General features: G+C 64.2%; 22 protein-coding genes and 1 pseudogene. 18 read left to right on the plus strand and 5 right to left on the minus strand.

What is annotated here, in order from left to right; translation table 11 throughout:
- Window positions 1-22 precede the first annotated feature (22 nt).
- The 4 genes from urtB (at window position 23) to urtE (ending at window position 4388) form a co-directional block, all read left to right on the plus strand.
- Complete coding sequence (gene urtB, locus AAEZ08_RS03345) at window positions 23-1594, plus strand: urea ABC transporter permease subunit UrtB (RefSeq protein WP_500123710.1); 1572 nt, start codon at window positions 23-25, stop codon at window positions 1592-1594.
- Complete coding sequence (gene urtC, locus AAEZ08_RS03350) at window positions 1591-2670, plus strand: urea ABC transporter permease subunit UrtC (RefSeq protein ID WP_500123711.1); 1080 nt, start codon at window positions 1591-1593, stop codon at window positions 2668-2670. Before urtB ends, urtC begins: the two co-directional genes overlap by 4 nt.
- Window positions 2667-3518 (plus strand): urea ABC transporter ATP-binding protein UrtD, encoded by an 852-nt coding sequence (gene urtD / locus AAEZ08_RS03355; RefSeq protein ID WP_003298278.1) that lies wholly within the window; start codon window positions 2667-2669, stop codon window positions 3516-3518. Before urtC ends, urtD begins: the two co-directional genes overlap by 4 nt.
- A gap of 171 nt (window positions 3519-3689) precedes the next feature.
- Window positions 3690-4388: an urea ABC transporter ATP-binding subunit UrtE gene (urtE, locus tag AAEZ08_RS03360; protein WP_500123712.1), complete on the plus strand. Its 699-nt coding sequence runs from the start codon at window positions 3690-3692 to the stop codon at window positions 4386-4388.
- A gap of 110 nt (window positions 4389-4498) precedes the next feature.
- Here urtE and AAEZ08_RS03365 read toward each other — a convergent pair whose 3' ends face one another.
- Together AAEZ08_RS03365 and AAEZ08_RS03370 are read right to left on the minus strand one after the other, a co-directional pair.
- Window positions 4499-5959 (minus strand): methyl-accepting chemotaxis protein, encoded by a 1461-nt coding sequence (locus tag AAEZ08_RS03365; RefSeq protein WP_500123867.1) that lies wholly within the window; start codon window positions 5957-5959, stop codon window positions 4499-4501.
- Window positions 5936-6493 (minus strand): annotated as a pseudogene (locus AAEZ08_RS03370) (PDC sensor domain-containing protein); the annotation flags it as partial. The gene AAEZ08_RS03365 and the pseudogene AAEZ08_RS03370, both read right to left, overlap by 24 nt.
- Before the next feature lie 306 nt (window positions 6494-6799).
- Between AAEZ08_RS03370 and AAEZ08_RS03375 the strand changes: the two are divergent.
- The 8 genes from AAEZ08_RS03375 to AAEZ08_RS03410 all read left to right on the plus strand — a co-directional run bounded on the left by AAEZ08_RS03375 (window position 6800) and on the right by AAEZ08_RS03410 (window position 15346).
- On the plus strand, window positions 6800-7633 hold the full coding sequence (locus tag AAEZ08_RS03375) for an urease accessory protein UreD (RefSeq protein ID WP_500123713.1): 834 nt from the start codon (window positions 6800-6802) through the stop codon (window positions 7631-7633).
- A gap of 140 nt (window positions 7634-7773) precedes the next feature.
- Entirely contained in the window at window positions 7774-8076 is a 303-nt protein-coding gene (ureA, locus tag AAEZ08_RS03380) for an urease subunit gamma (protein WP_058065049.1), read from the plus strand.
- Window positions 8077-8135: 59 nt separating this feature from the next.
- Window positions 8136-8645, plus strand: coding sequence for a GNAT family N-acetyltransferase (locus tag AAEZ08_RS03385; protein WP_003283030.1), 510 nt, complete (start codon window positions 8136-8138; stop codon window positions 8643-8645).
- Window positions 8642-8947, plus strand: coding sequence for an urease subunit beta (locus tag AAEZ08_RS03390; RefSeq protein ID WP_003283029.1), 306 nt, complete (start codon window positions 8642-8644; stop codon window positions 8945-8947). The genes AAEZ08_RS03385 and AAEZ08_RS03390 overlap by 4 nt, the downstream gene beginning before the upstream one ends.
- A gap of 397 nt (window positions 8948-9344) precedes the next feature.
- Window positions 9345-11045, plus strand: a complete 1701-nt coding sequence (ureC, locus tag AAEZ08_RS03395; RefSeq protein ID WP_095461262.1) for an urease subunit alpha — start codon at window positions 9345-9347, stop codon at window positions 11043-11045.
- Between the two features lie 388 nt (window positions 11046-11433).
- On the plus strand, window positions 11434-12162 hold the full coding sequence (locus AAEZ08_RS03400) for a hypothetical protein (RefSeq protein ID WP_058065047.1): 729 nt from the start codon (window positions 11434-11436) through the stop codon (window positions 12160-12162).
- A gap of 460 nt (window positions 12163-12622) precedes the next feature.
- Complete coding sequence (locus tag AAEZ08_RS03405; protein ID WP_181065844.1) at window positions 12623-14095, plus strand: NCS1 family nucleobase:cation symporter-1; 1473 nt, start codon at window positions 12623-12625, stop codon at window positions 14093-14095.
- 69 nt (window positions 14096-14164) lie between these two features.
- On the plus strand, window positions 14165-15346 hold the full coding sequence (locus AAEZ08_RS03410) for a GAF domain-containing sensor histidine kinase (RefSeq protein ID WP_036991555.1): 1182 nt from the start codon (window positions 14165-14167) through the stop codon (window positions 15344-15346).
- On the opposite strand, the gene AAEZ08_RS03415 is transcribed toward AAEZ08_RS03410, so the two are convergent.
- The gene (locus tag AAEZ08_RS03415) at window positions 15347-15613 is read right to left on the minus strand and encodes a DksA/TraR family C4-type zinc finger protein (RefSeq protein ID WP_003283024.1); all 267 of its coding nucleotides are present in this window, start codon (window positions 15611-15613) and stop codon (window positions 15347-15349) included.
- A gap of 302 nt (window positions 15614-15915) precedes the next feature.
- On the opposite strand from AAEZ08_RS03415, the gene AAEZ08_RS03420 reads away from it, so the two are divergent.
- The gene (locus tag AAEZ08_RS03420; protein ID WP_500123714.1) at window positions 15916-16635 is read left to right on the plus strand and encodes a TorF family putative porin; all 720 of its coding nucleotides are present in this window, start codon (window positions 15916-15918) and stop codon (window positions 16633-16635) included.
- An 89-nt stretch (window positions 16636-16724) separates the two neighbouring features.
- Here AAEZ08_RS03420 and AAEZ08_RS03425 read toward each other — a convergent pair whose 3' ends face one another.
- Together AAEZ08_RS03425 and AAEZ08_RS03430 are read right to left on the minus strand one after the other, a co-directional pair.
- Window positions 16725-17588 (minus strand): isocitrate lyase/PEP mutase family protein, encoded by an 864-nt coding sequence (locus tag AAEZ08_RS03425; protein ID WP_500123715.1) that lies wholly within the window; start codon window positions 17586-17588, stop codon window positions 16725-16727.
- A gap of 109 nt (window positions 17589-17697) precedes the next feature.
- Entirely contained in the window at window positions 17698-18570 is an 873-nt protein-coding gene (locus AAEZ08_RS03430; RefSeq protein ID WP_103456174.1) for a DMT family transporter, read from the minus strand.
- A 265-nt stretch (window positions 18571-18835) separates the two neighbouring features.
- Here AAEZ08_RS03430 and AAEZ08_RS03435 point away from each other — a divergent pair, with 265 nt between their 5' ends.
- The 5 genes from AAEZ08_RS03435 to AAEZ08_RS03455 all read left to right on the plus strand — a co-directional run bounded on the left by AAEZ08_RS03435 (window position 18836) and on the right by AAEZ08_RS03455 (window position 22077).
- Window positions 18836-19321, plus strand: a complete 486-nt coding sequence (locus tag AAEZ08_RS03435; RefSeq protein WP_058065042.1) for a GNAT family N-acetyltransferase — start codon at window positions 18836-18838, stop codon at window positions 19319-19321.
- A 163-nt stretch (window positions 19322-19484) separates the two neighbouring features.
- Window positions 19485-19985, plus strand: a complete 501-nt coding sequence (gene ureE / locus AAEZ08_RS03440; protein ID WP_500123716.1) for an urease accessory protein UreE — start codon at window positions 19485-19487, stop codon at window positions 19983-19985.
- On the plus strand, window positions 19982-20674 hold the full coding sequence (locus AAEZ08_RS03445) for an urease accessory protein UreF (RefSeq protein ID WP_482694467.1): 693 nt from the start codon (window positions 19982-19984) through the stop codon (window positions 20672-20674). Before ureE ends, AAEZ08_RS03445 begins: the two co-directional genes overlap by 4 nt.
- A 187-nt stretch (window positions 20675-20861) precedes the next feature.
- Window positions 20862-21476 carry an urease accessory protein UreG gene (gene ureG, locus AAEZ08_RS03450; RefSeq protein WP_014818985.1) on the plus strand — a complete coding sequence of 205 codons (615 nt, stop codon included), beginning with the start codon at window positions 20862-20864 and terminating at the stop codon, window positions 21474-21476.
- A gap of 28 nt (window positions 21477-21504) precedes the next feature.
- Window positions 21505-22077, plus strand: coding sequence for a HupE/UreJ family protein (locus AAEZ08_RS03455; RefSeq protein ID WP_125883116.1), 573 nt, complete (start codon window positions 21505-21507; stop codon window positions 22075-22077).
- Window positions 22078-22089: the final 12 nt, after the last annotated feature.

The raw sequence follows: 22089 nt of genomic DNA on the forward strand, positions 1-22089 counted from the left end.
GCGCCCGCTAGGGAAAACTCACATGAACACTGCCCTGTACCGCATTCTCCTGTTGCTCCTGCTGGCCCTGCCCTGCGCAGCCCACGCCGGAGACGCGGCCGACTACGCCAAGGCCAGCCCGGCCAAGCAAGCCAAGCTGCTGGAAAACTGGGCCAACGCGCCGGCCCCTGAGCGTCTTGAACTGATCGAGGCCCTACGCGCCAGCCGCGTGGCCATCGACCAGAACAAGACGTCCTTTATCGAGGAAAACGGTGTCTACCGTGCCCTGGAAGGTGACGCCGAGCCGGTCGGCACGCCGAAGAAGCTGCGCCTGAATAACCGCCTGCGTGGTCTGCTCAACACCGCCCTGGCGAGCCACCAGCTGTACGCCGAAGACCCGACGCAGCGCCTCGCTGCGGCCAAGCGCCTGCAGCGCAGCGGCAAGCCGGAACAGCTCGAGCTGCTCCAGCAGCGCCTGAACGTAGAGGAAGACGCTGCCGTCAGCGAGGCGCTGACCCTGGCGTTAGCCAACCTGCAGCTGACCGCGAGCGACCCGGCCGTGCGCCTCGCCGCCGTGCGTCTGCTTGGCGAAACCGGTGCTCCGCTGGCGCGGGTAAGGCTGGAAAACCTGCTCGCCGATGAAGCGGAAACCGACGCAGCCGTACGCAAAGCCGCAGAAACCAGCCTGGCCCAGGTCAAGCGCAAGCTCTTGATCGGCGAACTGCTCGGCCAGGCCTTCAGCGGCCTGTCGCTGGGCTCGATCCTGCTACTCGCCGCCCTCGGTCTGGCGATCACCTTCGGCCTGCTCGGCGTGATCAACATGGCTCACGGCGAGATGCTCATGCTCGGCGCCTACACCACCTACATGGTGCAAGTACTGATGGCGCGTCTCGCCCCTGAAGCGCTCGCCTTCTATCCGCTGGTGGCGCTGCCGGTGGCTTTCTTTGTCACCGCTGCGGTCGGCATGGCGCTGGAACGCACCGTGATCCGCCACCTCTATGGCCGTCCGCTGGAAACCCTGCTGGCGACCTGGGGCATCAGCCTGATCCTGATCCAGCTGGTGCGCGTGCTGTTCGGCGCGCAGAACGTCGAAGTCGCCAACCCCGGCTGGCTCTCCGGCGGCCTGCAGGTATTGCCGAACCTGGTGCTGCCGTACAACCGCATGGTGATCATCGGCTTCGCGCTGTTCGTGGTGCTCCTGACCTGGCTCTTGCTGAACAAGACACGTCTGGGCCTGAACGTGCGCGCGGTCACGCAGAACCGCAACATGGCCGCCTGCTGCGGCGTGCCCACCGGGCGTATCGACATGATGGCCTTCGGGCTGGGCTCCGGTATCGCCGGCCTCGGTGGTGTTGCACTTAGCCAGATCGGCAACGTCGGCCCGGATCTCGGCCAGAGCTACATCATCGACTCCTTTCTGGTGGTGGTGCTTGGCGGTGTCGGCCAGCTGGCCGGCAGCATCTTCGCCGCCTTCGGCCTCGGCATCGCCAACAAGATCCTCGAACCGCAGATCGGCGCCGTGCTGGGCAAGATCCTCATCCTCGCGCTGATCATCCTCTTCATCCAGAAGCGTCCGCAGGGACTATTCGCTCTCAAGGGGAGGGTCATCGATTGAACCAGCCACTTACCCTCACCGCCGCACAGAAAGCCGGGCCGAAACTCACCGCCGTCGCCCTCGGCATTGTGCTCGTCATCCTGCTGGCCATGCCGCTGCTGCACATGCTGCCGGCCGAGCATGCCCTGCACGTTTCGGCCTACACCCTGACGCTGGTGGGCAAGATCCTCTGCTACGCCATCGTCGCCCTGGCGCTGGATCTGGTCTGGGGTTACGCGGGGCTACTGTCCCTCGGCCACGGCCTGTTCTTCGCCCTCGGCGGTTACGCCATGGGCATGTACCTGATGCGCCAGAGCGCCGGCGACGGTCTGCCGGCATTCATGAGCTTCCTCGCCTGGAACGAGCTGCCCTGGTACTGGTACGGCACCTCGAGCTTCCTCTGGGCCATGTGCCTGGTGGTGCTGGTGCCCGGCGTGCTGGCCTTCGTCTTCGGCTTCTTCGCCTTCCGCTCGCGGATCAAGGGCGTGTACTTCTCGATCATGACCCAGGCGCTGACCTTCGCCGGCATGCTCCTGTTCTTCCGCAACGAGACCGGCTTCGGCGGCAACAACGGCTTCACCGATTTCAAGACCATTCTCGGCTTCTCGATCTCGGCTCCGGCAACCCGCGCCACGCTGTTCCTGGCCACCGTCGCCCTGCTGGTTGGCAGCCTGCTCCTTGGATGGCGGCTGGCACGTAGCAAGTTCGGCCGGGTGCTCACAGCGCTGCGTGATGCCGAGAACCGGCTGATGTTCTGCGGCTACGATCCGCGCGGTTACAAGCTGTTCATCTGGACGCTGTCAGCCGTGCTCTGCGGTCTGGCCGGCGCGCTCTATGTGCCGCAAGTCGGCATCATCAACCCCAGCGAGATGGCGCCAACGCAATCCATCGAAGCCGCCGTCTGGGTCGCCCTCGGCGGACGCGGCACGCTGATCGGCCCGCTGCTCGGCGCCGGCATCGTCAACGGCATGAAGAGCTGGTTCACCGTGGCCTTCCCCGAATACTGGCTGTTCGCCCTCGGCGCACTGTTCATCGTCGTCACCCTGTACCTGCCCAAGGGCGTCATCGGCCTTATCAAGCGGAGGGGCGAAGAATGAAAACCGTACCCTGCAGCGCCGTCATCGACGGCTTCGACCCCACCGGCGGCGGCCTGACCCGCGATGCCATCGGCCTTGGCCGGGTCGCCGAGAAGGGCCTGGACGTACGTCACGGCACCATCCTCAGCCTCGAAGACATCAACGTCAGCTTCGATGGTTTCAAGGCGCTGACCAATCTCAGCCTCTACATCGGCGTCGGTGAACTGCGCTGCATCATCGGCCCCAACGGCGCCGGCAAGACCACCATGATGGATGTCATCACCGGCAAGACGCGCCCCACCAGCGGCAGCGCGTATTTCGGCGAAACCCTGGACCTGACCCGCATGAGCGAGGTGGACATCGCCCAGGCCGGCATCGGCCGCAAGTTCCAGAAGCCCACTGTGTTCGAGGCGCTCTCGGTGTTCGAGAACCTGGAGCTGGCGCAGAAGACCGACAAGTCGGTGTGGGCCAGCCTCAGGGCCAGGCTTTCCGGCGAGCAGAAGGACCGCATCGACGAAGTGCTGGAGACCATCCGCCTCGGCCAGTCGCGTCATCGCCCAGCCGGACTGCTGTCCCACGGGCAGAAGCAGTTCCTTGAGATCGGCATGCTCTTGATGCAGTCGCCGCAGCTCTTGCTGCTCGACGAGCCGGTAGCCGGCATGACCGACGCCGAGACCGAATTCACTGCCGAGCTGTTCAAGAGCCTGGCGCGCAAGCATTCGCTGATGGTGGTCGAGCACGACATGGGCTTCGTCGAGACCATCGCCGACCACGTCACCGTGCTGCACCAGGGCCAGGTGCTGGCCGAGGGTTCGCTGCAACAGGTGCAGGCGGATGAGCGGGTGATCGAGGTGTATCTGGGGCGGTAAGCGGCTCGCAGGGGTGAATGAGGCCGGCTTGATCCATCAATGCCATTCCACGGTGGATGGGTAAAGCGTCATCCACCCTACGCCCGCCGAGCGCCCATGCCCGCATCATCACAAACCTAATCGTAGGGTGGATAACGCCAGAGGCTTATCCACCAAGTGAAGGAGTCGCACATGCTGCAAGTCCAGCAACTGCACCAGTACTACGGCGGTAGCCATATCCTGCGCGGCCTCTCGTTCGAGGCGAAGGTCGGCGAAGTCACCTGCTTGCTCGGACGCAACGGCGTCGGCAAGACCACCCTGCTCAAGTGCCTGATGGGCCTGATCCCGGCCAAGGAAGGCGCGGTGAACTGGGAAGGCAAGCCGATCACCGGCTTCAAACCGCACCAGCGCGTGCACGCCGGCATCGCCTACGTGCCGCAAGGGCGCGAGATCTTCGGCCGCCTCACCGTCGAGGAAAACCTGATGATGGGCCTGTCCCGCTTCAGCGCCAGGGAAGCCAGGGAAGTACCCGAATTCATCTACGAGCTGTTCCCGGTGCTGAAGGAGATGAAGCACCGCCGCGGCGGCGACCTCTCCGGCGGCCAGCAACAGCAGCTCGCCATCGGCCGCGCGCTGGCGAGCAAGCCACGCCTGCTGATCCTCGACGAACCCACTGAAGGCATCCAGCCCTCGGTGATCAAGGAGATTGGTGCGGTGATCAAGAAGCTCGCCGCCCGCGGCGACATGGCGATCCTCCTGGTGGAGCAGTTCTACGACTTCGCCGCGGAACTGGCCGACCAGTACCTGGTGATGAGCCGCGGCGAGATAATCCAGCAAGGACGTGGCGACACGATGGAAGCAGAAGGCGTACGCGGACTGGTAGCGATCTAGCACGAAGCGTAGAGCGCACCAAACAGCAGCCACAAGAAAGCCCCGCACGAGGAGGGGCTTTTGCTTTCCATAAGCTCAGGCAGGGGTGCCTGAGGACGAGCCGCCTCTGATTAGCGACTCATGCCAGCCAGTCGCTGCGATATAGCCTGCATACCCTGACCGAGCTCGCGCAGGCTGGCGGCATCGCGCGCGCCCTCCTCACTGGCTGTGTGAATACGCACCGCCAGTTCGTTGATTTCCTGCGTTACATGGCTTTGTTGCTGCGCCGCCACGGCGATTTGTTGGGCACGCTGCACGATGTCATCGAAGCTGGAGACGGTATGGCCAAGCGTCACGGCCACGCCGTCAGCCTGTGCGACGGCTTCATGGGTACGTTGCGCACCTGCCTGCATCGTCGACACAGCTTGCGCGGACGCCTGACGCAACTGGGTAATCATCTGCTGGATTTCGTTAGCAGAACTCTGCGTACGCCCAGCCAGCGTGCGTACCTCATCAGCTACGACCGCAAAACCTCGCCCTTGCTCGCCAGCGCGCGCGGCTTCAATAGCCGCATTTAGTGCCAGCAGGTTGGTCTGTTCCGAGATAGATTTGATAACGTCCAGCACACTGCCGACCCGCTCGATGTCAGCACCCAACTGAGTGATCGCCGAGGCGGCGTGGGTTATGTCGCCTGCCAGGCTGCCGATCACTTCGCTGTTGCGCTGTACCTGCCCCTGCCCCTGCTCAGCTGTGGACAGCGAATGACGGGCCGTATCCGAGCAATCGGTAGTGTTATGCGCAACCTCCGCCGCGCTGGCGGACATTTCAGTGATAGCAGTCGCCAACAAGGTATTGTCCTGCCGCTGGGCTTCGGCGCGATCAGCGAGGCCGATCGACAGCCGCGCCAGATCATCGGCCTGCCGTTCGAGGCTCGCCGACTCATCACCAATGCGCCGCAGCATTTCGCGCAGCGATCCCGCGTAGCGATTGACCGCGGCCCGGAGCGCCCCGAGCTCATCAGCGCGACGTACCTCGAGTTGAGCATCATCGCGTCCACCGCCCTGCCCGAGCCGCTCGATCTGGCCGGTAGTTTCGTCAAGCTGCGCCAGCAGACGCCTGCCTGCCAACCAGGCGACGCCCAGTAGCACGGCCAGTAATGGAAGCAGGAGCAGCAGCATCTGCGTGGTCAGCTCGTCAGCAAGTCCGGTAACGTTCGCCTCAGGGGTGACCAGGCCAACGCGCCAACCCGTGCCCTCCATGGTTTCCAGCGTCACGTAGGCCGGGCCGTTCACCAGACCGTCGTGCTCGAGATACAGCGTGATATCCCCAGTACCGCGGGTGGCAATGGCGTCGGCAACGGGCCTTAGCCAGGGCTGCTCACGCACACGATCGCCGATTGTCGGCAGGCCGCCGCTGGCCTTTACACCAGGAAAGAACAGCAGATTGCCGGCCTGATCGAGTGCAAAGGCATAGCCTCCAGTCACGCCACCATTTGCTTCGAGGAAACTGGCCAGGCCATCCAGCTTGAGGTCGAGGGTGGCAACACCGGCAAAAGAACCCCCGCGCTTGTAAGGAACGCTGCAGGTGGTCATTGCCACGCCGCTGACCGTGTCCAGGTAACCATCGGACCAGACACAGCGTCCGGGCGTTGCCGAGCGAGCATCGCTGTACCAGGACTCGGCGTGATAGGCCGGTGTCTGCAGCATGTTGTAGTCGTTCGAATAATCGAGCCCGCCGCGTTCGTTACGGGCCCAGAAGAAACTGCGCCGCTCGACACCGGGAGCAAACGCATTGGGCTCCGGCCACAAACCGCCACCCGCAATCGCCTCATCGCCTTTGCCGTCGATGAGGTTCGGCAGCACCGACATCGCCAGTGACTCTTCATTGGGCATCGTTTCGGCCAGGTGCGCCATGGCCGCGGTCGTTCCTTCGATACGGCTGAGTTGCACAGTCAGCTGCCGGGCCAGGGCGGTGACCGACTGCTCGGCTGCGGCCGTTCCCGTGGCGACGAGCCGGGGTTTGCCGCCCAAGGTCATGACCGCAAAAATGGCCAGTGCCGTGAACAGCAGAAGAAGGAGAACACCAAGCGTCATTCGCGAGGCGATCCGGGTGGGAAGAAAGGACATGCAACAACTCCGCGAGGGACCTACGTTATGCAGGGTTACGGCCGGTCGCCCACAGCATTGAGCGCCAGAAGAAATGTTGCGACGGGCGGTCGGACATCGGACCCATGCAACGCACCATAACCGTGCAATACATCCACTCCCGACTCGCAACGCGCCAACCTGGTGCAATTCACTATTCAGGCAGTACAGATCAGCCTTGCGATCACATCGCCATCTCCAAAGGCCCGACGGCTCTTCTGCACCGCAATGGCGCAAGAGGCACGACTATTGCTGAAGTTCAGCCAACATCACCAACGCGTGCCGATCATGACTGCAGCGAACTCGTTGTTCCTCCCACGCTGGGAAGCGGAGCTTAGCCTCCGCTATGCCGCGTTCGGGCGAACGACGCGGCCAGTGCTGCGTCGCCACAGCGGGCCGCTGCGGGTGCAGAAGCATCTCTACCCCGAGGGGCCGGAAGTCTGTCAGCACATCATCGTGCATCCGCCGGGTGGCATTGCCGGCGGGGATCGGCTGGATATCAGCGCCACGGTTGCCGCCGGTGCCTGGGCGCAGCTGACCAGCCCCGGTGCGGCCAAGTGGTATCGCGCCGTCGGCCCGGCGTTTCAGGACCTGCGCTTGCACGTCGAGGCCGGCGCCACGCTGGAATGGCTACCGCAGGAGACCATCGTCTACTCCGCGGCGCAGGCAGAGCTGAGCACAGTCATCGAGCTGGAAGGCGACGCCCGGCTGTTCTACTGGGACATGGTCGCGCTCGGCCGGCCGGCGGCGAGCGAGCGCTTCGACGCCGGGCATTTCCAGGCGCGCCTGGATATCAGCCGCGATGGCCAGCTCATCTGGCACGAACGCCAGCGCATCGCCGGCGGCGACGGCCTGCTGGATTCGCCGATCGGCCTAGACGGGCGTTCGGTGTTTGCGACCCTGATCGTCAGCGGTGAAATCGATGCCGAGCTGATGGAACGCTGCCGTGAATTGCCCAGCCGCGTGCGCGGCGACCTGACTCAGCTGCCCGGCCTGGTGGTAGCGCGCTGCCTCGCCGACGAAGCGCTGCATGCGCGCGCCTGGCTGATTGATCTGTGGCGGCTGCTGCGCCCCGAATTACTGGGCCGCGAGGCCGTACCGCCACGAATATGGAGTACCTGAATGATCGATGGGCAAGGCTGCGCCGTTGCCCACCCTACGCCGGCGCGCCTGCGTGCACGCCGCCCTGAACAACGCTGCGTGGTCTCGACCACCAGCCGGCGGATGTGAAAAGCGACATCCACCCTACGACTGGAGCTGTTATGGATCTGTCACCGAGAGAGAAGGACAAGCTGCTCATCTTCACCGCCGGTCTGGTGGCCGAACGCCGTCTGGCGCGCGGGTTGCAACTCAACTACCCGGAAGCCATGGCCTACATTTCCGCGGCTCTGCTCGAAGGTGCGCGCGACGGCCGGACTGTCGCCGAGCTGATGCACTTCGGCACCACCCTGCTGAGCCGCGAACAGGTGATGGAAGGCGTGCCGGAGATGATTCCGGAGATCCAGGTCGAAGCCACCTTCCCCGATGGCACCAAGCTTGTCACCGTTCATCAACCAATTGCCTGAGAGACTGGTCAATGTTCTGCGCCCTGCGCGCACTCAGACCATTTCCTAAGGATTGCAACGTGCTGATACGCGACGCTCGCCCAACCGATCTCGAAGGCATCCTCTTCATCTACAACGATGCCGTGCAGAACAGCACGGCAATCTGGAACGACACGCCGGTGGATCTGGCTAACCGCCAGGCCTGGCTTGATGAGCGCCAGCAACAGGGCAACCCGGTGTTGGTGGCGATCGATGATGACGAGCAGGTGATTGGCTATGCCAGCTACGGCCCATGGCGACCCCATGACGGCTTCCGCCACACGGTCGAGCACTCGGTCTACGTGCGCGACGGCCAGCGCGGCGGCGGTGTCGGGCGAGGCCTGATGCGCGAACTGGTCGCCCGTGCCCGCACGGACGGCAAGCACGTGATGGTCGGTGCCATCGAAAGCGAGAACCGGGCCTCGATCCACATGCACCAGCAACTCGGCTTCATCCACGTCGGCCAGATGCGCCAGGTCGGCTGCAAGTTCGGCCGCTGGCTGGACCTGACCATGATGCAACTGACCCTGAACAGGACGTCCCAACCATGATTCCCGGCGAATACCAGATCCAGGACGGCGACATCGAGCTGAACGCCGGCCGCCGCACGTTGACCCTCTCCGTGGCCAACAGTGGCGACCGGCCGATCCAGGTCGGCTCGCACTATCACTTCTTCGAAACCAACGACGCGCTCACCTTCGACCGCGCCGCCACGCGCGGCATGCGCCTGAACATCCCGGCCGGCACCGCGGTGCGCTTCGAGCCGGGACAGAGCCGCGACGTGGAGCTGGTCGATCTGGCTGGCGAGAGAAAGGTATACGGCTTTGCCGGGCGGGTGATGGGCGCGCTCTAAAAGCCCCTCACCCCAGCCCTCTCCCAGGGGGAGAGGGAGAAAAAAACAACCGCCGCAGCGAGATGGACCAACTCCGATCAACCCCTTTCCCTCTGGGAGAGGATAGGGGTGAGGGCAATGCGGGGACGCACGCTACACCGCAGCTCCATCTCCCTCGGGGAGAGAGCAGTAAACCAGCCCGCCACGACGGGATAGACCAGCGCCGCCCCCTTTCTCCGGGAGAGGGTTCGGATGAGGGCAATGTCGGGACGCACGCTACACCACAGCTCCATCTCCCTCAGGGAGGCAGCAGTAAAGCAGCCCGCGCGACGGGTGGACCAACGCCGATCAGCCCCCTCTCCCTCCGGGAGAGGGTTGGGGTGAGGGCAGAGCCAATACGGACGATCAGGAAGCGCCAATGAAGATTTCCCGCCAAGCCTATGCCGACATGTTCGGCCCCACCGTCGGCGACAAGGTGCGCCTGGCCGACACCGAGCTGTGGATCGAAGTCGAAAAGGACTTCACCACCTATGGCGAGGAAGTGAAATTCGGCGGCGGCAAGGTGATCCGTGACGGCATGGGCCAGGGCCAGCTGTGCGCCGCAGATGTGGTCGACACCCTGATCACCAACGCGCTGATTCTCGACCACTGGGGCATCGTCAAGGCGGACGTGGGGCTCAAGGACGGCCGCATCGCCGCCATCGGCAAGGCCGGCAACCCCGACATTCAGCCCGATGTGACCATCGCCATCGGCGCCAGCACCGAAGTGATCGCCGGCGAAGGCATGATCCTCACCGCCGGCGGCATCGACTCGCACATCCACTTCATCTGCCCGCAGCAGATCGAAGAGGCGCTGATGAGCGGCGTGACCACCATGATCGGCGGCGGCACCGGGCCTGCTACCGGCACCAACGCCACCACGGTGACGCCCGGCCCCTGGCACATGGCGATGATGCTCAAGGCCGCCGACGCCTTCCCGATGAACATCGGCTTCACCGGCAAGGGCAACGCCTCACTGCCCGAGCCGCTGATCGAGCAGGTCAAGGCCGGTGCCATCGGCCTCAAGCTGCACGAGGACTGGGGCACCACCCCGGCGGCCATCGACAACTGCCTGAACGTCGCCGACCAGTACGACGTGCAGGTCGCGATCCACACCGACACCCTTAACGAATCGGGCTTCGTCGAGACCACCCTCGGCGCGTTCAAGGGCCGCACCATCCACACCTACCACACCGAAGGTGCCGGCGGCGGCCACGCGCCGGACATCATCAAGGCCTGCGGCTTCCCCAACGTGTTGCCCAGTTCGACCAATCCGACCCGGCCCTTCACCCGCAACACCATCGACGAGCACCTGGACATGCTCATGGTCTGCCACCACCTCGACCCGAGCATCGCCGAGGATGTGGCCTTCGCCGAAAGCCGCATCCGCCGCGAGACCATCGCTGCCGAGGACATCCTCCATGATCTCGGTGCCTTCTCGATGATCAGTTCCGACAGCCAGGCCATGGGCCGCGTCGGCGAGGTGATCACCCGCACCTGGCAGACCGCCGACAAGATGAAGAAGCAACGCGGCGCCCTGCCCGGCGACGGCGCGGGCAACGACAACTTCCGCGCCAAGCGCTACATCGCCAAGTACACCATCAACCCGGCGATCACCCACGGCGTCAGCCACGAGGTGGGCTCGATCGAAGTGGGCAAGTGGGCCGATCTGGTGCTCTGGCGCCCGGCGTTCTTCGGCGTGAAGCCGACGCTGATCCTCAAGGGCGGCGCCATTGCCGCGAGCCTGATGGGCGATGCCAATGCCTCGATCCCGACGCCGCAACCGGTGCACTACCGACCGATGTTCGCCAGTTACGGCGGTTCGCTGCACGCGTCGAGCTTCACCTTCATCAGCCAGGCCGCCTTCGAAGCCGGCGTGCCAGAGCAGCTGGGACTGAAGAAGAAGATCGGCGTGGTCCGGGGCTGCCGTCAGGTGCAGAAAAAGGACCTGATCCACAACGACTACACACCGGACATCCAGGTCGACCCGCAGAACTATCAGGTCCGTGCGGACGGGCAATTGCTCTGGTGCGAGCCCGCCGAAGTGCTGCCGATGGCGCAGCGGTATTTTCTGTTCTGACCTGCAAACCCTCCGCAGGCAATCGCGCTCTACCGCCGCTACGAGCAACGCCGCAGCGGCAACCCTGCCACCAACGCGCACCCAGGCTGGAAGGTCACGGGGCGCGCGAACTCACACGCGGCCGTCAACAACGGCCCTTGCGCTGCACTTCGTCGGTTCGAGAGTGAATCAACCGTTCGACGGATGGGGAAACTAGGGGATCCAATTACCTTCTGCGTACCCCAGACGCGATACCCACCCACGGATGCATGGATGCGAAGCGGCCACCAGTGACCAGGGCAAGGTAGGCATTGCTGGGAGCGCTTTCGGGGAAGGTGTGCGTCGTCGGGTAACCGCGCTAGCCGACACGCGGCTGTGCGAATGACTGAATCCTACGGAGAAACGATCGATGTTCAAAATCAACGCGCTTTTCGCTGCTGTGCTCGCCGTATCCGCTACCCAGGCTTTTGCGGCCAGCAGTGAAGCGGTTATCGAACAAAACGGTTTTGACCAGGTTGCCGATGTCTATCAGGAAGGGGTCGGCCAGGCTTCGTACATCTATCAGACCGGTGCGTCGCAGCAGAACATCGCCACGACCACTCAAACGGGCCAGGACAACTTTTCCGAAGTGTCCCAGGAAGGAGCCCTGCACCAGGCAGACGTCATTCAGACCGGTGTAGAGGGCGAGTCCTACGTGAGTCAGTACGGCGCCGATAACAGCACGCTCATCGAGCAGGCAGGTTTGGCGAACAGCGCTGACGTGATTCAAGATGGATTGAGCAACGACGTTGTACTTCTGCAGGACGGCGCCTTGAACAGCACCGCCGTTGATCAGTTCGGCGAAGGCAACGAGGCGATGATCGTGCAGAGCGGCCAGGAAGGCAGCATTGATGTGAGCCAAGCCGGCAACATGAACGTAGCTGACATCGATCAGGCGGGCCTGGGCAACTCCGTTGACCTGATGCAGCAAGGCGACGGTAACCTCGCGCTGGTCGAACAGTTCGGCGAATCGAGCCAGGCCGTTATCCTGCAAAGCGGCATGGATAACTTCGCCAACGTGACCCAGGCGGGCTTTGCCGATTTCGCCAGCGTCAGCCAGACCGGCAGCAACAACATGGCAATCGTCACGCAGCAGTAAACAGCGCCACGTAGCTCGGCTACCGCAGAAAAGCCCACGCCCCATAAAGGGCCTGGGCTTTTCTGCGTGATGCAGATTGCTGCTGCAGCGCAGCGGTCTGTTCAAAGTGTCACGGCTTCAAAGCGCGCCCCCAATCCGCCCTGCATGTAACACCGCCCCCTTCGACTTGCCTGCACGCCATTCCTACTCGCACCTGCCCAAAGGCGCACTCTGCTGGTGCGCAGCCTGGCTGCAAGCCCATGATTGACGCATCTAAAACGCCAAAGCGCACTCGATAACGGTCCAATCCAGCCACGCTCTGTGTATACAAAATTTCCGGCGAGATACGCCTAAGCTCCTAGAGTTCCCAGCATCTCAGGTGAGGCGTACTGCACCGCCACCTAGGTATTTCGCGAACTCTGCCGTACGCGGAACAAGAACTGCATACAAAAAACAACCAGTCTTGCTCAGAGCGCACCCGATGAATCACGACGACTTTCAGATCAAGCGGATCGACCCCAGTCTGTACAACACCGACCTTGCACCACTCGCCCCCGCTAAACGCAAATGGGGCTGGTTCGAGATTTTCAATGTGTGGTCCAACGACATACAAAGCCTGTTCGGCTACACCCTGGCCGCCACCCTGTTCATCAGTTACGGGCTCAATGGCTGGGCTGTACTGGCCGGCATTGTGGTCGCCGGCTTTATTGTCATGGGCCTGGTACACCTCACCGGAAAGCCCAGCGTGAAATACGGCATTCCATTCCCGGTGATGGCGCGGGCGAGCATGGGCGTGCGCGGCGCGAACTTTCCAGCGGTGGTGCGTGGCATCGTCGCGATCTTCTGGTACGGCGTGCAGACCTATTTCGCCTCGACTGCTGTAGCGCTGCTGATTCGTGCACTTATGGGCGGCGATCCACAAGCGGCCACCTTGCTGGGCTTGACTGCCATCGACTGGGCCGCCTACGTGATCGTCTGCGTGTTCCAGGTGGCGCTGTTCGTTCGCGGTGTCGACTGGGTGACGCGCTTTCTCAACTGGGCCGGCCCGCTGGTCTACCTGGTGATGATCGTGCTGATGATCGCCATCTGGTATCAGGCGGGCCCCAGCCTGCTCGGCGCCTTGGGCAGCATCTTCAGCGGCAGCGGCGAACACGCCGGCGGGCCGATCGCAGCATTCGCCGCAGTGGTGGGCACCATGGTCGCCTACTTCGCCGCGGTGGTGATCAACTACGGCGACTTCGCCCGCTTCGTGAAGGACGAGCGGCAGATGCGTATCGGCAACTTCCTCGGTTTGCCGGTAAGCCTGGCTATCTTCTCGATGATTGCGCTGGTGATCACTGCCGGAACCGTAGTGGTATTCGGCGAAACGCTGACCAACCCCACCGACATCGTTGCGCGCATCGACAACGTTACCCTGACGGTAGTCGCCGCCATCACCTTCTTTGCCGCCACGGTCGGCATCAACCTGGTCGCCAACTTCATTCCGCCGGCCTATGACATCGCCAACCTGGCGCCAGCCAAAATCAGCGCCCGTACCGGCGGCTTCATAACCGCAGGCATTGCCTTCTTCATCGGCGCGCTGTGGGTGGCCTTCATCAGCGAAGTCGGCATCGCCGCCTTCGTCGACACGCTGGGCGCCGTGCTGGCGCCGCTGTACGGCATCATCGTCGCCGACTACTACCTGGTACGCCGCCAACACCTGGATCTGCAGCAGCTGTTCTCCGCCGAGCGCACGGGGATCTATCACTTCAACGCCGGTTGGAATCGCAAGGCGATGATTGCCTTCGGCGTCAGCGCGGTGTTTTCGGTAGCGTCGGTGTGGGTGCCGGGCCTGGAAAGCCTGTCCGGCTTCGCCTGGCTGCTGGGCGCGCTGTTCGGCGGGGTGCTGCACTACGGACTGATGCGTAACCAGTCGCTGCTCGCCAGGGCAGCACAACCCGCTCCGCTCGGCTGACCGGAGCCTGCAGGAGAGGTCGGCCATGTTAAAGTGGCCGGCCTTTTTTACGTCGCTCAGGGCCTGCAGATAGTGCGATCCATCCTCGACGACCTGCTCACCGTCCAACGCATCAGTGCCGTACCGGCGATTCTGCAAGTTGTCAGCGAGACGACCGGCTTGCGCTTCGCTGCGGTTGCCCGCGTCACCGAGACGGATTGGACTGCCTGCGCCGTGCTCGATCGCATCGAGTTCGGTCTGAAGGTTGGCGGCGAGCTCGATATCACCACGACCCTGTGCAGCGAAATTCACGCTTCGCACCGTCCGATCATCATCAGCCAGGTCAGTGCCGACCCCGACTACTGCAATCATCACACGCCACAGATGTATGGCTTCGAAAGCTATATCTCTGTGCCGGTACTGCGCGCAGATGGAAGCATGTTCGGCACACTCTGCGCACTCGACCCGCTGCCGCGAAATCTCTCGGATCCAGCCACACTGGCGATGTTCGAATCTTTCGCGCGCCTGCTGACGCTGCAGATCGACGCCGAGGAGCAGCAGCAGGCCACGCGTGCGGCGCTGGCCGACGAGCGCACCACTGGCCACCAGCGCGAACAGTTCATCGCCCTGCTCGGTCATGACCTGCGCACGCCGCTCGCTTCGATCCAGGCGGCCAGCGATCTGCTGGTTCGTCGCTCCGCCGAGCGTGATACGAAGCAGCTAGCCGAGCATGTACGCGCTTCCAGCCAGCGCGCCTCTCGGATGGTCGACGATCTGCTGGATTTCGCCCGCGGGCAGCTGGGTAATGGCATTCCCCTGAACTGGACGGCGGCAGCCAACCTGCACCTCACCCTGCTGCAGGTGGTCAACGAACTGCGCACCGCCCATCCACGCCGAGTCATTCTCGAACAAGTGCCGGAGCTGCCGGTGTTCGCGTGCGACCCGGACCGGCTCGCCCAGCTGCTGGCCAACCTGATCACCAACGCGCTGCACCACGGCGCGAGCACTGGTCCGGTAATCGTGAGGGCGGAGGTGGTTAACGGGCATTTCCAGCTAGCGGTGCACAACCGCGGTACGCCGATTCCAGCGCAACGACTGGAACGGCTGTTCCGCGCCTACTCGCAGGAAGACGATACGTCGCGCAGCGGCCTGGGACTTGGACTGTTCATCGTCGACCAAGTGGCGAAAGCCCATGGCGGCCGGATGCAGGTGAGCTCTAACGCCGACGTCGGCACCACCTTCACCTTTTCCATGCCGATCCGCCGGGACTAATCAACGCAGCTGACTGTCCTTGCTGCCACGGCGGTTGTAGCCACTGAACTTGGCCTCTTCCTTGTCCTGCTCGGACTGGCACTTAATACACAGCCGAACGCCCGGTACCGCCTCACGTCGGGCTTCTGGGATCTTCTCCCCGCATTCTTCGCAGTGGCTCAGGCTCTCGCCGCGGCCGAGCCGGCTGCGTGCGCGCTGCACCGCGTCTTCGATGGTGCTGTCGATCTGCTCCTGTACCGCACCCTCGTTTGCCCAACCGGTGGCCATCGCACCCTCCTCTGCCCGTCCGGACGCGTTCGTGGGATGTACGCATTCGAACCACATTTGCACCAGACGTTTCAATTTAAGCGTCCACCACGACGGATTACCGCCTCGCCGGCGCACCGGCACCGCCTGTCGATTCACTGGCGCCAAATCGACGAGTGGGGCCCGCCTGTCTACTGTGTTGTCTATCCTCGGCCCCGAATAACCAGGAGGGCAGAGCCGCCGCGCTGGAGCGCTGGCTCGTCCTTCTCTTATCGTGGTCGTCACTGGTCGACCTACCGGACACATCACCAGTGAAGCGGTGTATGGACTACAGATATCTGATAGCGCTGATCCTCCTGCTGGGTGGCTGTGCCAGCCAGCCTGAGGTCGTCGAGCGCGAGGTCGGTCAATTCGATCTCAAGCTTGGCACCGCGCCGACGCGCAGCATGGCCCAGGGCCTGGTGCAGCCCACCACGGCCAGCACGTTTCGTGGCGGCCTTGACCTCACCCATGACAGCGGCGTGTATGTCGGTCAGTGGTCGCCCAGCGTCGGCCTGTTCGACGGCAGCCGGCTGGAGCTCAACAGCTACGTCGGCTATGCCCAACCCCGGCTCGACGATTCGGTGGGCTATGAGCTGGGCGTGATCCGCTACAGCTTTCCCGAAGTCGAGACGCGAAATCGTGAGGAGTACTACGCCGGCATCAACCTCGGTGGCAGCCGTCTGGGCGGCGCGATGAGCAGTTCGCTGGGACGAACGGACAGCACACTGTTTCTCGAGCTAGGAGCGCTGCGGCCATTCGATGTCGGGGTACGGATGAAGTACGCCAGCCACTCGATGGACAGTCCCATGTATCACCCTGGTGGCAGCGTGCGGGTATTCAACGACTGGTCGCTGAACCTCTCCCGCTCGCTGCTGGGCATGCAGATGGACCTGTCCTACAGCGACTCGAGCCTGCGCGGCGCGCAGTGCGGCGTCTACTCGGGGCAGAACGCCTATTGCGAAGGCTTCATGATGTTCAAGGCAGAGCGCTCGTTCTTCTGAGCACGGGCGCAGCGCCGACGAAGCAGAGCCGGCCCTCGCACGGTACCCACGCGGCTGACTTCTGCCAGGCGAGCGTGCCAGCGCAGGGCTTACTCCTTGACCTGCATGTATTCTTCGGCCCAGACGACATATTCATCCGCAGTGGAGTACTTGACCGACAGCTGCGAGGCGTTCAGGTCCAGCGCATCGACCTGGCGCTGTTCGCGCAGGCAGTCGTAGGTCGCCTTGATCGCGGCGAAGTAGGCCGCGTGGCCGTTGACCACGATGCGCACACCGAGTGAGGCCAGGCGGGCGTTGTCGCGCAGGTTGGGGTTGCCATAGGTGACCAGCATCAGCGGCTTGGTCAGCTGGCTGGCGATGCTCTCCAGGTGGTCGAAATCCTCGATGCCGACCAGGCAGATGGCATCGGCGCCGGCCTTTTCGTAAGCCTGGGCGCGGGCGATGACCTCCTCGAAGCCGATCACGCCGGCATTGGTCCGGCCGATGATGGCCATCTCCTGGTCGACCCGGGCTTCCAGCGCCGCGCGAATCTTGCCGACGGCCTCGAACATGCCGATGAGGTCGGTGGAACGGCGGCCGAATTTGGGCGGCAGCAGTGTGTCCTCGATGGTCAGCGCGGAAATCCCGGCGCGCTCCAGTTCGGAAACGGTGCGCATGACGTTCAGCGCGTTGCCGTAGCCATGGTCGGCATCGGCCAGCACCGGCAGCTGGGCGACACGGCAGATGCGCGTGGCCTGCTCGACGAACTCGCTCAGAGTGATGAGGTTGAAGTCCGGCGCGGCGAGTACCTGCAGCGAGGCTACCGAGCCACCGAGGATGCCGACTTCAAAGCCGAGGTCGGCGGCGATCCGCGCGGACATCGGGTCGAACACCGAGGCGGTGTGGAAGCAGCGGTCTGCGTTCAGCAGCTCGCGGAAATTTCGGCGCAGGTCGTTGTGAGAGAGTCGCGGCATATAGGCTCCGTTTGTTGTATGCGGGCACGCAAGGGTCGATTCGCCCTGTCTTTTCATTTCAGTGTTGTTGAGAAGCTGCCTGGTCGGCCGAATGGCACATTTTCGCCGTTTATCCTTCGACCGGTCCCTGGCGGCGCTGCACATAAGCCATGCACAGGCCGCTGGCGATGATCACCGCCATGCCAATCAGCGCCCCGGTATCCGGCGCGTGATCGAAGGCGACATAGCCGACTACTCCGGCGAAGACGATCTGGCCGTAGGTGAACGGCGCCAGCGTCGCCGCGCTGGCGAAGCGGAAGGCATTGGTCAGCAAGAGGTGGCCGAGCATTGCCATGCCGCCGAGCGCGCCCATCAGCAGCGCGTCGTGCAGCGTCGGCGTTCGCCAGTTGAAGACCACCAGCACGCTCAGGGTCGCGCAACCGACCAGGCTGGTCAGGTAGTTGCTGGTCACCGGGTGGTCGGTACCGGCCAGACGCCGTGTCACCAGCTGATACACGGTGAACGACAGTGCCGCGCCAAAGGGTAGCAGCACCGCCGGAGTAAACAGCGCCGAACCGGGGCGCACGATGATCACCACCCCGAGCAGTCCGAAGCCCACCGCCAGCCACTGGCTGCGGCTGACCCGCTCGCCCAGCAGCGCCGAGGCGATGGTAACCAGCACCGGTGTCAGAAAGATCACCGCGGTGGCTTCGGCCAGCGGGATGAAATGCAGGCCATTGATAAACAGCAGACTTACGCTGACCAGGCTCAGCCCACGCAGCAGCTGTGGCCACGGGCGCAGGGTGCGAAACACGCGCTGGCCCATGCGCGGCACGAACAGCGCCGTCATCAGCACCGTCTGCGCGACGTAGCGGGCCCAGATGACCAGAAACACCGGGTAGATTTCCGAGAGGTGTTTGGCCAGCCCGTCATGGCTGGCCAGCAGCAGACCCGACAGCAATATCAGCAGAACGCCGTAGAGCGGGTGATGGTGATCGTTCAACGCAGGCCTCAACCACTTGTTAGCAGGCTAACCATTATGCCTGTCATCTTGTCGCACCGCTGCACCAATCAGCTGAAACCTTTCAGCCGAGCGAGTACGGGGCGCCACTGCCCTGTCCATCCCGCTGCGTGGGCTGACGGGGCGCGGATACGCCGCCCGACGGCAAGCGGAACGCCGGCAATTGGCGTATGATCGCCGGCTTTTTGCCGAGCCGCGCGGCGTTTCGCGGCGTTCGAGTGTAGTCGTGATGTACCAGTTGAGAGCGATGCAGGAGCGCGATATCCCTGCCGTCCTGGCGATCCAGGAAGAATCCTATGCCGCCGAGGTCCTGGAAGACGAGGCGGTGATCCGCTCACGGCTGGCAGCGTTCCCGCAACTGGCGTGGGTTGCCGAGGATGACGACGGTGTCTGCGCCTACCTGTTCGCCTACCACTCGCGCCTGGGCAAGGTGACCCCGCTGGACGGGGAGTTCTGCACCGACGGCGACGCCGATTGCCTCTACCTGCATGATCTGGCCGTGGCCGGGCGAGCCGCCGGCCGCGGCATCGGCCCGGCACTGGTGCGGCATAACCTGCAACAGGCCGGCACCGCACAGCTGCGCTATTCGGCACTGGTGTCGGTGCAGGATTCCACCGGCTTCTGGTCGCGCCTGGGCTACGAAGCCCACGACGAACTCGACCCGCCGCAGGCCGGCAACCTGGCCAGCTACCAGATCCCTGCCGTGTACATGGTGCGCGACCTGCACCAGTAAGGCGCACGCACCTGACCCGACTTCGACAGGCGCACCATGACGGTGCACTAAAAGCCCCATTATCAGGCACGCAGGCCCGATAGCCGCCGCGATCGCGATATATGGGGCCGGTTGGCAAGCCACTTGCTCTTGTTCCGGAAACCATCCGACCGGAACTCTGCTCATGCTGGTGATTCGCCAACGCATCGACGCCCGCCCCGAGTGGCAGGCGGAACTCGAACTGACCTACGACGCGCGCAGCAAGAGTCGCCTGCGCTGCTTCAGTACCAGTGGCGAAGACGTCGGCCTGTTTCTCGAACGCGGCCAGCCGCCGCTGCACGATGGCGAATGCCTGCTCGCCGGTGATGGCCGCGTGGTGCGCGTGCGCGCCCGCCCCGAGCAGCTGCTGCACGTCACCTGCACCAGCGCTTTCGAACTGACTCGCGCGGCCTATCACCTGGGCAACCGCCATGTCGCCCTGCAGGTCGGCGACGGCTGGCTGCGGCTGCTCGACGACTACGTGCTCAAGGACATGCTGTTGCAGCTGGGCGCCCAGGTCGAACATATCGAGGCGCCCTTCGAGCCGGAGCACGGCGCCTACGGTGGCGGCCATCATCACTCCCACGCCGGCGAGGCGGAGTTCAGCTACGCACCGCGCCTGCACCAGTTCGGCGTACGCCCGTGAACGCAGCGGCCGCACCCGGCTCGGCCTGGGCTCTGCTCCGGCTGGCCAGCCCGCAGCTGCCGATCGGCGGCTACAGCTATTCCCAGGGGCTGGAAATGGCGGTGGAGAACGGCCGGGTGAGCGACGCTGACAGCGCCCAGCGTTGGCTTGAGGATCAACTGCTGCTCAACCTCGCCCGCTTCGAGGCGCCGCTGCTGCTCGCGCATTGCGAAGCGGCGGCACAGGACGACTGGCCGCGCCTGTTACAGCTCGCCGCCGAGCACCGCGCCAGCCGCGAAACCCGCGAGCTGCAGCTGGAAAGCCGGCAGATGGGCTATTCCCTGACGCAGCTGCTCGACGGCCTGCCGGAACTCGACCAGCCGGCCCGCGATTGCCTCGCGGCCGCCGACGAGCCCGGCCTGGCACTGGCCTGGTCACTGGCCGCCCGCGCCTGGCGGATCGACCCCGCCGATGCCCTCGCCGCCTGGCTGTGGGGCTGGCTGGAAAACCAGCTGGCGGTGCTGATGAAGACGCTGCCGCTGGGACAGCAGGCAGCGCAGCGGTTGACCTCGCAGCTATTGCCGGTCCTGAGCCAGGCGCAGCGGGATGCCAGCGAACTACCGGAGCGGGACTGGGGTAGTGCGCCGTTTGGACTGGTGCTGACCAGCATGGCGCATGAGCGGCAGTACAGTCGGTTGTTTAGGTCATGAGAGAACTGGCGCGAGTCCCGTGCTTCGCGGCGCCCCATGGAAGCACCCAAGCCACTGCCGACACGCACTGCATCCTCAAGCGGCAAACAAGCTTACCCAACGAATCCCACGCCTGCCCCAACCGGCAGCGACACGTCCTTCGCATCAACCCCGAGGCACCCACACTGCCTCCCAGAGGAGAACACCCATGAACACCCAACCCCTGCGCGTCGGCATTGGCGGGCCGGTCGGTTCCGGCAAGACCGCCCTGACCCTCGCCCTGTGCCAGGCCCTGCGCGATCGCTACAACCTCGCTGTGGTGACCAACGATATCTACACCCAGGAAGACGCCCAGTTCCTCGTGCGCAACGAGGCCCTGGCGCCCGAGCGAATCATCGGCGTGGAAACCGGCGGCTGTCCGCACACGGCGATCCGCGAGGACGCCTCCATCAACCTCGAGGCCGTGGAGCAGCTCAACCGGCGCTTTCCCGGCCTGGATCTGATCATCGTCGAGTCCGGCGGCGACAACCTCTCGGCGACCTTCAGCCCGGAGCTGTCGGACCTGACCATCTACGTGATCGACGTGTCCGCCGGCGACAAGCTGCCGCGCAAGGGCGGCCCGGGCATCTGCAAGTCCGACCTGCTGGTGATCAACAAGATCGACCTCGCACCCATGGTCGGTGCCTCGCTGGAGGTGATGGATCGCGACGCCCGCAAGATGCGCGGCGAGCGCCCGTTCGTCTTCAGCAACCAGAAGGTCGGCCAGGGTCTCGAGGAGATCATCGCCTTCATCGAAAAACAGGGAATGCTCAGCGCCGCCTGACGTCCGCCCGATCACCCAAGGAGTCTCTATGAACCTGCGCAATCCACTGCTCGCCACCCTTCTGCTGCTCAGCCCGACCCTGGCACTGGCACACCCCGGCCACGATCACGCCGGCGTGCTGTCCGGTATCGCTCACCCCGTCTTCGGTCTCGATCACCTGCTGGCGATGCTCGCCGTCGGTCTCTGGGCTGCGCAGCAGAGCGGCAAGGCCCGCTGGGCGCTGCCGTTGGCCTTTGTCTCCAGCATGCTCGTAGGCGGTCTGCTGGGTTTTGCCGGGATCGCGATGCCGCTGATGGAAACCGGTATTGCCGGCTCGGTACTGGCGCTGGGGTTGCTCGTGGCATTGGCCGTGCGCCCGCCACTGGCCGTCGCGGCTGGCCTGACCGCCCTGTTTGCGCTGTGCCACGGCGTGGCTCATGGCCTGGAGCTGCCTGCCTTGGCCAGCCCCTGGGGTTACGCCGTCGGCTTTGTGGCGGCCACCGCTGCGCTGCATGCCCTGGGCTACGGGCTGGTGCGCGGCCTGCCGCAGGCCGCAGCGCCGCTGGTTCGCATCGCGGGGGCCGTATCGGCGGTTACCGGCGCCTGGCTGCTGGTCGCCTGATAGGTGACAGGC

The organism is Pseudomonas sp. E45-MNA-CIBAN-0222, from assembly GCF_040310405.1.
Classification (GTDB): Bacteria; Pseudomonadota; Gammaproteobacteria; order Pseudomonadales; family Pseudomonadaceae; genus Stutzerimonas; species Stutzerimonas stutzeri_AC.